Below are 12,544 nucleotides of genomic sequence, written 5' to 3'. Positions count from 1 at the left end.
GTGTTCAAAACTGAGCGGTAAGTGAGCGATCACTTACCGTTTTTTATTTTGCGTAATGCTCAGTAAAAGGCGTGTTCAGTCATGAAGTTAATCAGGCTGGTCAGTTTGGCGCGCGGCCTGAAATCGGGCAGATAAACCAGATGCACTGCCCGGGGTTTCGGGATAAAAGACTCAAGTACCGGGATCAGTTTTCCGCTGGCGATATCTTCGGCCAGTAACACTTTGGGTTGCAGCAACAAACCGGCGCCTTCCAGTGCGGCGGCGCGCAGCGCATGACCGTCGTTGGACACATAGCGGCTGTTAACCGGCCACGCTGACGTGGTGCGCTCTGCATTCGCCAGATGCCAGCCTTCGCTCTGATTCCAGACGGTATGCACCAGGCACGGGTGCGTTTTCAGATCTTCCGGCGTCGCGGGCGTGCCGAAACGCTGTAAATAATCTGCAGAAGCGCAGATCACCATTTCATAAGGGTTCAGCGGTTTGGCGACCAGCCGGTCATCGCCAATTTCACCGATGCGGATCGCGGCGTCAAAACCCTCCGCGATCAAATCCACCCTGGCGTTGCTCAGTATCAGTTCCACGTTTACTTTCGGGTGTTTTTGCAGATAGCGGGCCAGCATCGGCGCCACCACGCTGGAGCCGAGGGATACGGGTGCGCTGACCCGCAGCAGTCCGGTCGGCACGCTTTGCAGGCTTTCCATCGCGCTTTCGGTGAATTTCATCTGCTCCAGCACCCGTTTTCCGTTCTCGTAAAACACTTCACCGGCATCCGTCAGGCTTTGCTTGCGTGTGGTGCGTTGCAACAGGCGGGCATTCAGATGCTTTTCCAGTTGCTGAATGTGTTTACCGACCATCACCGCCGAGATCCCCAGTTTTTCTGCCGCAGCACTGAAATTTCCGGTTTCGACTACGCTGACAAAGACTTCGATATTCCGCAACTTATCCACATTACAAACCCTGAGTTAGAACAGAACGAAGAATATGAGTCTATATCTAACCCTGAGTTTGGTGAAAGATGGTCCTGTAAACAACGTTGAGGAATATCTGATGAAAATTTTAGTGATTGGCGGGACAGGTACATTGGGTAAAGCCGTGATTCAAGAGCTTAGCGCAGACCATGAAATTGTCACCGCAGGCAAAACCCGCGGCGATTTTCAGGTCGATATTACCGATGAAAACAGCGTAAAAGCGCTTTTCCAGAGTACGGGAAAAGTTGATGCGATTATTGCTACTACCGGCAGCCTGCGCTTTGGCCCGCTGGTGGAGATGACCGCAGCACAGTTCAATATTGGTTTGCAGAATAAACTGCTTGGCCAGGTGCGCATTGCGCTGATCGGTCAGTCATTCCTTAACGATGGCGGTTCCATCACGCTGACCAGCGGGATCATTGCTGATGAACCTATCCGTCAGGGGACAAACGCCACCACGGTAAATGCCGCCGTCGAAGGCTTTGTCCGGGGCGCGGCGATTGAACTGCCACGGGGTATTCGTATCAATGTGGTCAGCCCGACCGTAGTAGAAGAGTCGCTGAAAGCTTACGGCCCGTTCTTCCCGGGCTTTGAGGCTGCACCGGCAGCGCGCGTGACGAAAGCGTATCGTCGCAGCGTGGAAGGGGCGCAGACCGGACGCGTTTATAAAGTCTGGTAAGGCGTAATTCTTTGAATAAAATAAAAAACCCACATTTTCCAATGTGGGTTTTGTTCGCTGCGAACAGCGGCTTATTTACCGATACAGAAACTCGAGAAGATACGCCCCAGTAAATCATCCGATGTAAATTCACCGGTGATTTCGCTCAGCGATTGCTGGGCCAGACGCAGTTCTTCCGCCAGCAGTTCACCCGCCCATGCGCCAAGCAGTTGATCTTTACCCTGAACCAGATGCTGTGCGGCCTGTTCCAGCGCCTGCAGGTGACGGCGACGGGCAAGGAATCCGCCTTCCATATTGTGATTGAAGCCCATCACCTGTTTCAGATGATCGCGCAGCAGATCAACGCCATCGCCGGTGCGGGCAGAAAGGCGAATAAGTGAGTGACCATTCACTTCCGTTTGTCCCAGCGCTTCGCCGGTGATATCCGCTTTATTGCGTACAACGACAATAGGTAAACTCGCGGGCAGGCGGGCCATAAATTCGGGCCAGATGTCCGCAGGCTCGGTTGCTTCCGTTGTTGTACCGTCGACCATAAACAGCACTAAGTCCGCCTGTTCAATCTCATTCCAGGCACGTTCGATACCAATGCGCTCAACTTCGTCGCTGGCTTCACGTAACCCGGCGGTGTCGATGATGTGCAACGGCATGCCATCAAGGTGGATATGTTCGCGTAAAACGTCTCGCGTGGTGCCCGCGATATCGGTAACGATCGCCGCTTCACGACCGGCCAGCGCGTTCAGCAGGCTGGATTTACCGGCGTTCGGACGCCCGGCAATCACCACTTTCATCCCTTCACGCAGCAGGCTGCCCTGACGTGCTTCGGCCCGCACGGCATCGAGATCGCCCATCACCGTATTGAGTTTGGCTTCTATTTTACCGTCGGACAGGAAGTCGATTTCCTCATCGGGGAAGTCGATAGCCGCTTCGACAAAGATCCGCAGGTGAGTGAGTGCTTCCACCAGATGATGAATACGGTTCGAGAAAGCGCCCTGTAAGGAGTTAACCGCTGAACGTGCGGCCTGCTCAGAGCTGGCGTCGATAAGATCAGCAATCGCTTCAGCCTGCGCCAGGTCGAGTTTATCGTTGAGGAAAGCCCGTTCAGAGAATTCGCCCGGACGCGCAATTCGCACGTTTTCCAGAGCGATAATGCGTTTAAGCAGCAAATCCAGGATCACCGGCCCGCCGTGGCCTTGCAGCTCAAGCACGTCTTCGCCGGTAAAGGAATTCGGGCCGGGGAACCACAACGCGATGCCCTGATCCAGCGTGCTGCCATCAGCATCCTGAAACGGCAGATAATCGGCATAACGCGGCTTGGGCAGTTTACCTAAGACAGCCTGTGCCACATCACGCGCCGCACGGCCGGAAATGCGCAAAATGCCCACACCACCGCGGCCGGGTGGGGTTGCCTGGGCAATAATGGTATCTGAGGTGCTCATAGCAATGATCTCTGTTGGTCTTTTTACGGATATGCAAAAGGCGATCAAATGATCGCCTTTCTTTTTTATCATCAAGTTTAGCGGTCAGGACGAAAGCCGTCCTGACATTCACTTATGACTTTTTCTTGTCGCGGCTGTGCAGGCCACGTTTTTCCAGCCCGCGATAAATCAGCTGCTGCTGGAGAATGGTGACCAGGTTACTGACGATGTAGTACACCACCAGGCCAGACGGGAACCACAGGAAGAACACGGTGAAGATGACCGGCATGAAGGTCATGATCTTCTGCTGCATCGGGTCAGTGACGGTGGTCGGCGACATCTTCTGGATGAAGAACATCGTGATACCCATCAGAACCGGCAGAATGTAGTACGGGTCTTGTGCTGACAAGTCATGGATCCACAGGATGAATGGCGCATGACGCAATTCAATGGAACCAGACAGCATGTAATACAGTGCCAGGAAGATTGGCATCTGAATAACCAGCGGCAGACAGCCACCCAGCGGGTTCACTTTCTCAGACTTATACAGCGCCATCATTTCCTGACTCATGCGCTGTTTGTCATCACCGATACGTTCACGCATGGCGGCCAGTTTCGGCTGCAACATACGCATTTTCGCCATCGACGTGTACTGTGCGCGGGTCAGTGGATACATGATACCGCGAACAATAAAGGTGATAACGATGATCGAGAAGCCCCAGTTACCGACAAACCCTTGAATGAATTTCAACAGTTTGAACAGTGGCTGAGAGATGAACCATAACCAACCGTAGTCAACCGTCAGATCAAGGTGTGGCGCGATAGCTGCCATCTTGTCCTGAATTTCCGGACCAACCCACAGGATAGAAGCAACTTGTTGCTGTGCACCCGGTGCAACGGTAAACGGTGTGCCTTTAAAGCCAATCGTTGAAATACCGTTATTGGTGGTGGTGAAGAAGGTGTTGGTGTCTTTCGCTGATGGGATCCACGCCGTTGCAAAGTACTGCTGCAACATCGCAACCCAACCACCCTGAGTCGTGACATTCAGTGCTTCGCTCTTATCGAACGCATACTTCTGATATTTGTCATCACTTGAGGAATATGCCGCGCCGCGGAACGTGTGCAGAGCAAAGTTATTGCTGCCGGTATCACGGTGCTTAGGTAATTCGGTGGTTTGTTTCAGCTGACCGAACATAGTCAGTTCAAGCGGGGCAGGCGTGGTGTTGTTGATGTTGTATTCAACGTTTACCGCGTAAGAACCACGTTTGATCACGAAGGTTTTGGTGTAAATCGCACCGTTCGCCGCCGTGTAAGTCATTGGAATGCGCAGTTCAGACTGGCCTTCAGCCATTGTGAAGGTATCGGAGCTCGCCTTGAACAGAGGGCGTTCACCGTTAGCCGGATTGTCTGGACCGTTTTTACCTGTCAGACCACTTTGTGCCTGATAGAGGAAATTAGGAGTAGTTTCCAGTAACTGGAAAGGCTGGTCAGAGCCCAAAGTCGTTGGGTAAGCCTTCAGCAGAGCCTGCTCAATGTCGCCACCACGGGTGTTGATCGTTAATGACAGCACATCACTGTTAACTGTAATTAATTTGCCCTGTCCGCTATCAGGAACAGCCTGATTAGTAGCATCACCGTTTGCAGTGTTCGCAGTCTGTTGCGTGGTCTGGTTGGCCGGTTGCGGAGCGTGGTCCGTTTGCCATGCCTGCCAGATCATGAAAGACACGAACAGCAGAGCGATGAGGAAAAGATTGCGTTGCGAATCCATCGTTAGTGTTCTCTGTTATTGTCGGTTTTCGGCGGTACGGGGTCATCACCACCTGGGTTCAAAGGATGGCATTTTAATACGCGTTTCAAAGTCAACCAACTGCCTTTTAACATGCCAAAACGACCAATTGCTTCAATACTGTATTGAGAGCAGGTTGGTCGAAAGCGGCAATGCGGCCCGAGCAACGGACTGATGAATAGCTGATAACCACGTATCAGCTTTATCAGGATGCGGGAGCCTGTCGGCAATGTCGACGCCATAATTTCTCCAACGCTTCCGTCAGCGCGCGATTATCTAAATCGGCGACACCCTTTTTGGCTACTACCACAAAATCCATCGACGGCAGCGTATGCTGATTCAACCGGAAACTTTCGCGGGTAAGGCGTTTGATCCGATTGCGTTCATGTGCGCGTTTGACGTGTTTTTTTGCGACGGTGAGACCGATGCGGGGATGCCCCAGCTCGTTCAGGCGGCCGAGTATAGTGATTTGCGGCGTGCCAGCCCGTTGTGGCTGCTGGAAGACGAAAGTGAAATGACGGGGAGTTAACAAACGTAACTCCCTGGGAAAAGCGAGCTTAACCACTAAATAGGTTAGCTTTTATTACTTAGAAGCTGACAGACGGGTACGGCCTTTCGCACGACGGCGAGCCAGAACCTGACGACCATTTTTGGTGGCCATACGAGCACGGAAGCCGTGGCTACGGTTGCGCTTCAATACGGACGGTTGGAAAGTGCGTTTCATGGCGATTTCTACCTAAACTTAAATTATTACTGATCAGTAAACGCGAAGACATTTCGGCGAAAAAACGACCGGTGCCTTTGTCGCAACATATAAAGAAGCGGGATTGTAATAACTGTACAGTCCTGAGTCAATTTACATTGCCAGAAATGGTTCAAGTGTTTACCAGAATTGCCCGTGGTCACACCGCAATATCCATCTGGTTATGACCATCAGGAACACAGGCTTCACACGTAGGGCTGAAGATTATACGGACTCTGCCGCAAATCGCAAGGATCCTCGCCTGATCCTTATCCACAGGCGTGCGATCTTTCTCGCAGTATGATGAAATTTAACTCAGCGGACTCCTATTTTTTCACCAGAGTGATGATTACATCGCCTAATTTTAAAAGGATCGGCTAAGCTTACCCACTTGCCGATTGCTGCCTGTGGATAAAAAGGATCTAATCTGTCAGGAAGGGGAGGATCTCTGGGCCGGATTGCGTTATGATCCGCCATTCCGATCGCGATCCCGGCTGGGATGCTGTCGACAAAAACCGCAAAAAGCGGTTCGCACGTGACTTTACGCCACTGACAGGGTGGTGAGAGAAATTTTCCCCCATTAGCGGGCGGAACGTGTGCCAAAAATCATGATTTAAAAAATATCCTGATCCTTTTCTTTTTTGATACTTGTTCGAGTGGAGTCCGCCGTGTCACTTTCGCTTTGGCAGCAATGTCTTGCCCGTTTGCAGGATGAACTACCTGCCACAGAATTCAGTATGTGGATACGCCCCCTGCAGGCGGAACTCAACGACAATACGCTGGCGCTGTATGCCCCGAATCGTTTTGTTCTGGATTGGGTTCGTGACAAATACCTAAATAATATTAACGGCTTGCTTAACGATTTCTGTGGCACGGATGCACCGTTGCTGCGTTTTGAAGTCGGCAGCAAGCCGGTGATCCAACGCGTCAGCCAGCCTGTTGCGGCCAGCGTCAGTTCACAGGCTGCGCCTGCCATTCCGCGTCTGGCTCCTTCCCGTCCAAGCTGGGACAGCTCACCGGCTCAGCCTGAGCTGTCTTATCGCTCTAACGTCAACCCGAAACATACCTTTGATAACTTCGTAGAAGGTAAATCTAACCAACTGGCTCGCGCGGCGGCGCGTCAGGTGGCGGATAATCCGGGTGGCGCGTACAACCCGCTTTTCCTTTATGGTGGCACCGGTCTGGGTAAAACCCACTTATTGCACGCCGTCGGTAACGGTATCATGGCGCGTAAAGCCAATGCCAAAGTGGTGTACATGCACTCCGAGCGTTTTGTACAGGACATGGTCAAAGCCCTGCAAAACAACGCCATCGAAGAGTTCAAACGTTACTACCGTTCTGTTGATGCGTTGCTCATCGATGACATTCAATTCTTTGCTAATAAAGAACGTTCGCAGGAAGAGTTCTTCCACACCTTTAATGCCCTGCTGGAAGGTAATCAGCAGATCATCCTGACCTCGGATCGTTATCCAAAAGAGATCAACGGTGTTGAAGATCGTCTGAAATCGCGTTTCGGCTGGGGTCTGACGGTGGCTATCGAGCCGCCTGAATTAGAAACCCGCGTGGCGATCCTGATGAAAAAGGCGGACGAAAACGATATTCGTCTGCCGGGCGAAGTTGCCTTCTTTATTGCTAAACGTCTGCGATCGAATGTGCGTGAGCTTGAAGGCGCACTGAACCGTGTGATTGCCAACGCCAACTTTACCGGCCGTGCGATCACTATCGACTTCGTTCGTGAAGCGTTGCGCGATTTATTAGCGCTTCAGGAGAAGCTGGTCACTATCGATAATATTCAGAAAACAGTGGCCGAATATTATAAAATCAAGGTCGCTGACCTGCTTTCCAAACGGCGCTCCCGTTCGGTAGCCCGCCCACGCCAGATGGCGATGGCGCTGGCGAAAGAGCTGACCAACCACAGCCTGCCAGAAATCGGCGATGCGTTCGGTGGTCGGGACCATACCACGGTGTTGCACGCCTGCCGTAAAATCGAGCAGTTGCGTGAAGAAAGTCACGACATCAAAGAAGATTTCTCCAACTTAATCAGAACATTATCTTCCTAGCGCTATGAAATTTATTGTTGAACGTGAGCATTTGCTGAAACCACTGCAACAGGTCAGTAGTCCGCTGGGTGGACGACCAACGTTGCCTATTCTGGGTAACCTGTTATTACAGGTGACGGATGGCGCGCTGTCGCTGACCGGGACGGATTTGGAAATGGAGATGGTGGCGAAAGTTGCGCTGTCTCAGCCACATGAAGCGGGTGCCACCACGGTGCCGGCGCGTAAATTCTTTGATATCTGCCGTGGATTGCCGGAAGGCGCGGAAATTTCCGTCGCGCTCGACGGCGACCGCATGCTGGTAAAATCAGGCCGCAGCCGTTTCTCGCTGTCGACCTTACCGGCGACAGATTTCCCTAATCTCGACGACTGGCAAAGCGAAGTAGAATTCACCCTGCCGCAGGCCACGTTGAAACGTCTGATCGAAGCCACGCAGTTTTCTATGGCCCATCAGGACGTTCGTTATTATTTAAACGGCATGCTGTTCGAAACCGAAGGTGAAGAACTGCGTACTGTCGCGACCGACGGTCACCGCCTGGCGGTATGTTCTATGCCAATCGGCCAGTCTCTGCCGTCGCATTCGGTGATCGTGCCGCGTAAAGGCGTGATGGAACTGGTGCGTCTGCTTGATGGCGGTGACACCACATTGCAGCTGCAAATCGGCAGCAACAATATCCGTGCTCACGTCGGCGACTTCATCTTTACCTCTAAACTGGTTGACGGTCGTTTCCCTGACTATCGCCGCGTATTGCCGAAAAATCCGGACAAAACGCTGCAGGCAGGCTGCGATTTGCTCAAGCAGGCGTTTGCCCGTGCCGCGATCCTGTCCAATGAAAAATTCCGCGGCGTGCGTTTGTATGTCAGCCATAACCAGCTGAAAATCACCGCGAATAACCCGGAACAGGAAGAAGCAGAAGAAATTCTGGATGTCGGTTACGAAGGCACCGAAATGGAAATCGGTTTCAACGTCAGTTACGTACTGGATGTGCTCAATGCACTCAAGTGCGAAGACGTTAATCTGTTGCTGACGGACTCTGTTTCCAGCGTGCAGATCGAAGACGCAGCCAGTCAGTCGGCGGCGTATGTCGTTATGCCAATGCGGCTGTAATCGGGCTATCTGACTTGTCATTTTGCGATGGGGCAGTGTTCGCAATGCCCACGCACCTGAGTATGCTCCGCTTACTGTAGCTGCACGCAAACTGACTGCGACGATGATGCCCTGGAATGGATAGTAGATGGCCTTAACGCGCTTACTGATAAAAGATTTCCGCAACATCGAGGCGGCAGATTTAGATCCGTCGCCCGGTTTTAACTTTCTGGTCGGTCCCAATGGTAGCGGTAAAACCAGTGTGCTCGAAGCGGTCTATACGCTGGGGCATGGCCGCGCTTTTCGCAGTTTGCAGGCCGGGCGCGTGATTCGTCACGATCAGCCGGAGTTTGTTCTCCATGCGCGTGTGGATGACGGCGGTGATCGTGAATTGTCGATTGGTCTGAGCAAAAGCCGTCAGGGCGACAGTAAAGTACGCATTGATGGCAGTGATGGCCACAAAGTGTCTGAACTGGCACAGATGCTGCCGATGCAACTGATCACACCCGAAGGCTTCACCCTGCTCAACGGCGGGCCGAAGTACCGGCGGGCATTTATTGACTGGGGTTGTTTTCATCACGACCCCGGTTTTTTTATCGCCTGGAGCAACCTGCGACGGTTACTCAAGCAGCGCAACGCCGCGCTGCGACAGGTGAGTCGTTATGCGCAAATTCGTGCCTGGGATCAGGAACTGATCCCGTTAGCCGGGCGCATTAGCGAATGGCGGGCAGCTTACAGCGACGCGATCGCGGCTGATATCAGCGCGACCTGCGCGCAATTCCTGCCCGAATTCGCCCTCAGTTTTTCTTTCCAGCGTGGATGGGATAAGGAGACGGAGTACGGCGAGTTGCTGGAGCGTAATTTTGAACGCGACAGAGCCTTAACCTATACCGCATCAGGCCCGCATAAAGCGGATTTCCGCATTCGTGCCGACGGCACGCCGGTGGAAGATTTACTGTCCCGTGGGCAGTTGAAGTTACTGATGTGTGCGCTGAGACTGGCGCAGGGTGAGTTTCTCACCCGACAGAGCGGGCGGCGTTGCCTGTATCTTCTTGACGATTTTGCCTCTGAGCTGGACACCGACCGACGTCGGTTGCTGGCTGATCGCCTGAAAGCCACCCAGGCACAGGTTTTTGTCAGTGCGATAAGCGCTGAGCAAGTGACCGACATGATGGGTGAAAAGGGCAAGATGTTCCGCGTGGAACAAGGTAAAATAGCCGTTCTATCACAGGACTAAAAATGAGCGAGAAACGTTGATGTCGAATTCTTATGACTCCTCAAGTATCAAGGTATTAAAAGGGCTGGACGCGGTGCGTAAGCGCCCCGGCATGTATATCGGCGATACCGATGACGGCACTGGTCTGCACCACATGGTATTCGAGGTTGTGGACAACGCTATCGACGAAGCCCTCGCGGGCCACTGTAAAGAGATTCAGGTCACGATCCATGCGGATAACTCTGTTTCCGTACAGGATGATGGCCGTGGTATTCCGACCGGCATTCATGAAGAAGAGGGCGTTTCTGCTGCTCAGGTCATTATGACCGTTCTTCATGCTGGTGGTAAATTCGACGATAACTCGTATAAAGTCTCCGGCGGTCTGCATGGCGTAGGTGTTTCCGTCGTTAATGCCTTGTCGGAAAAACTGGAACTGGTTATCCGCCGTGAAGGCAAAGTGCACACTCAGACTTACGTGCACGGCGAGCCGCAGGATCCGCTGAAAGTGATCGGCGATACTGACGTAACCGGTACCACGGTACGTTTCTGGCCGAGCTTCAACACCTTCACCAATCACACAGAATTCGAGTATGAGATTCTGGCGAAACGCCTGCGTGAACTGTCATTCCTGAACTCCGGCGTGGCAATTCGTCTGCTGGATAAACGTGATGGTAAGAATGATCACTTCCATTATGAAGGCGGTATCAAAGCCTTCGTGGAATACCTGAACAAAAACAAAACCCCAATCCATCCGACCGTATTCTATTTCTCTACGATGAAGGACGATATTGGCGTTGAGGTTGCGTTGCAGTGGAATGATGGTTTCCAGGAAAACATTTACTGCTTCACCAACAATATTCCACAGCGCGATGGCGGGACTCACTTAGCCGGTTTCCGTTCGGCAATGACCCGTACCCTGAACGCTTACATGGATAAAGAAGGTTACAGCAAGAAATCCAAAATCAGCGCCACCGGTGACGATGCCCGTGAAGGTCTGATTGCTGTGGTGTCTGTGAAGGTACCGGATCCTAAGTTCTCTTCACAAACCAAAGACAAACTGGTTTCTTCTGAAGTGAAAACGGCCGTTGAAACGCTGATGAACGAGAAGCTGGTGGATTACCTGATGGAAAATCCGTCAGACGCCAAAATCGTTGTGGGGAAAATCATCGACGCTGCGCGTGCCCGTGAAGCAGCCCGTAAAGCCCGTGAAATGACCCGCCGTAAAGGTGCGCTGGACCTGGCTGGCTTGCCAGGCAAACTGGCGGACTGTCAGGAACGTGACCCGGCACATTCCGAACTGTACTTAGTGGAAGGGGACTCTGCGGGCGGCTCAGCAAAACAAGGCCGTAACCGTAAGAACCAGGCGATTCTGCCGTTGAAAGGTAAAATCCTCAACGTAGAAAAAGCGCGCTTCGACAAAATGCTCTCTTCTCAGGAAGTGGCAACACTGATTACTGCGCTCGGTTGCGGCATTGGCCGTGACGAGTACAACCCGGACAAACTGCGCTATCACAGCATCATCATCATGACCGATGCCGACGTCGATGGTTCACACATCCGTACCCTGTTGCTGACGTTCTTCTACCGTCAGATGCCTGAAATTGTCGAGCGTGGCCACGTGTTTATCGCACAGCCTCCATTGTACAAAGTCAAAAAAGGCAAGCAGGAACAGTACATTAAAGATGATGAAGCGATGGATCAGTATCAGATTTCCATTGCGATGGACGGGGCAACGTTACACGCCAACGCCCATGCACCAGCCCTGGCGGGTGAACCGCTGGAGAAACTGGTGGCTGAACATCACAGCGTGCAGAAAATGATTGGCCGCATGGAACGTCGTTATCCGCGTGCGCTGCTGAACAACCTGATCTATCAGCCGACCCTGCCGGGGTCAGATCTGACCGATCAGGCGAAAGTTCAGACCTGGATAGAATCGCTGGTCGCGCGTCTCAATGAGAAAGAGCAGCACGGCAGTTCTTACAGCGCGATCGTGCGTGAAAACCGTGAACATCAGCTTTTCGAACCGGTTCTGCGTATCCGTACACACGGTGTTGATACGGATTACGATCTCGATGCAGACTTCATTCAGGGTGGCGAATACCGCAAAATCTGTGCGCTGGGCGAACAGCTGCGCGGCCTGATCGAAGAAGATGCCTTCATCGAACGTGGCGAACGCCGTCAGCCAGTGACCAGCTTCGAGCAGGCGCTGGAATGGCTGGTGAAAGAGTCCCGTCGTGGTCTGTCGATTCAGCGATACAAAGGTCTGGGCGAAATGAACCCTGATCAGCTGTGGGAAACCACCATGGATCCTGAACAACGTCGCATGTTACGTGTGACCGTGAAAGATGCCATCGCTGCTGACCAGTTGTTCACTACGCTGATGGGCGATGCGGTTGAACCGCGTCGCGCCTTCATCGAAGAGAATGCCCTGAAAGCGGCCAATATCGATATCTGATAATGGCGTGAGCTGATAAAGAGTCCGAACCGGGAAACCGCTTCGGACTTTTTTTTCGTCTGACGCGACCCGCATTCCGGCTGGCTTTACAGCGGGTAATCGCGTTAGCATTGCGCAAGATTTCTTAAACTCTGAGGAT

General features: G+C 52.6%; 11 protein-coding genes. 5 read left to right on the top strand and 6 right to left on the bottom strand.

Translation table 11 applies throughout. The annotated features are described in order from the left end of the window. Positions 1–59 precede the first annotated feature (59 nt). Positions 60–947 (bottom strand): LysR family transcriptional regulator, encoded by an 888-nt coding sequence (locus tag EX31_RS06010; RefSeq protein ID WP_037033879.1) that lies wholly within the window; start codon positions 945–947, stop codon positions 60–62. A 100-nt stretch (positions 948–1,047) separates the two neighbouring features. Between EX31_RS06010 and EX31_RS06005 the strand changes: the two genes are divergently transcribed. Then, positions 1,048–1,647 (top strand): short chain dehydrogenase, encoded by a 600-nt coding sequence (locus tag EX31_RS06005; protein ID WP_037033878.1) that lies wholly within the window; start codon positions 1,048–1,050, stop codon positions 1,645–1,647. 71 nt (positions 1,648–1,718) lie between these two features. Here EX31_RS06005 and mnmE read toward each other — a convergent pair whose 3' ends face one another. From mnmE to rpmH, 5 genes are all read right to left on the bottom strand, one after another. Then, a complete protein-coding gene (gene mnmE / locus EX31_RS06000) occupies positions 1,719–3,083 on the bottom strand; it encodes a tRNA uridine-5-carboxymethylaminomethyl(34) synthesis GTPase MnmE (RefSeq protein WP_013577703.1) in 1,365 nt (454 codons plus the stop codon). A gap of 112 nt (positions 3,084–3,195) precedes the next feature. Next, positions 3,196–4,830: a membrane protein insertase YidC gene (gene yidC, locus EX31_RS05995; RefSeq protein ID WP_037033877.1), complete on the bottom strand. Its 1,635-nt coding sequence runs from the start codon at positions 4,828–4,830 to the stop codon at positions 3,196–3,198. A gap of 2 nt (positions 4,831–4,832) precedes the next feature. Next, positions 4,833–5,090, bottom strand: coding sequence for a membrane protein insertion efficiency factor YidD (yidD, locus tag EX31_RS25180; protein WP_013577705.1), 258 nt, complete (start codon positions 5,088–5,090; stop codon positions 4,833–4,835). Then, entirely contained in the window at positions 5,054–5,413 is a 360-nt protein-coding gene (gene rnpA / locus EX31_RS25175) for a ribonuclease P protein component (protein ID WP_071823635.1), read from the bottom strand. Before rnpA ends, yidD begins: the two co-directional genes overlap by 37 nt. An 18-nt stretch (positions 5,414–5,431) precedes the next feature. After that, positions 5,432–5,572: a 50S ribosomal protein L34 gene (rpmH, locus tag EX31_RS25170; RefSeq protein ID WP_009637487.1), complete on the bottom strand. Its 141-nt coding sequence runs from the start codon at positions 5,570–5,572 to the stop codon at positions 5,432–5,434. A 686-nt stretch (positions 5,573–6,258) separates the two neighbouring features. Between rpmH and dnaA the strand changes: the two genes are divergently transcribed. The 4 genes from dnaA (at position 6,259) to gyrB (ending at position 12,405) form a co-directional block, all read left to right on the top strand. Continuing rightward, on the top strand, positions 6,259–7,650 hold the full coding sequence (gene dnaA, locus EX31_RS05985; protein ID WP_014333276.1) for a chromosomal replication initiator protein DnaA: 1,392 nt from the start codon (positions 6,259–6,261) through the stop codon (positions 7,648–7,650). A gap of 4 nt (positions 7,651–7,654) precedes the next feature. Then, entirely contained in the window at positions 7,655–8,755 is a 1,101-nt protein-coding gene (dnaN, locus tag EX31_RS05980) for a DNA polymerase III subunit beta (protein ID WP_013573353.1), read from the top strand. Between the two features lie 127 nt (positions 8,756–8,882). Next, positions 8,883–9,971: a DNA replication/repair protein RecF gene (gene recF, locus EX31_RS05975; protein ID WP_037033875.1), complete on the top strand. Its 1,089-nt coding sequence runs from the start codon at positions 8,883–8,885 to the stop codon at positions 9,969–9,971. A gap of 19 nt (positions 9,972–9,990) precedes the next feature. Then, a complete protein-coding gene (gyrB, locus tag EX31_RS05970) occupies positions 9,991–12,405 on the top strand; it encodes a DNA topoisomerase (ATP-hydrolyzing) subunit B (RefSeq protein ID WP_013573355.1) in 2,415 nt (804 codons plus the stop codon). Positions 12,406–12,544: the final 139 nt, after the last annotated feature.

The organism is Rahnella sp. WP5 (assembly GCF_000745615.1).
Lineage (GTDB): Bacteria > Pseudomonadota > Gammaproteobacteria > Enterobacterales > Enterobacteriaceae > Rahnella > Rahnella aceris.
This window is presented reverse-complemented; position numbering and strand designations above follow the sequence as displayed.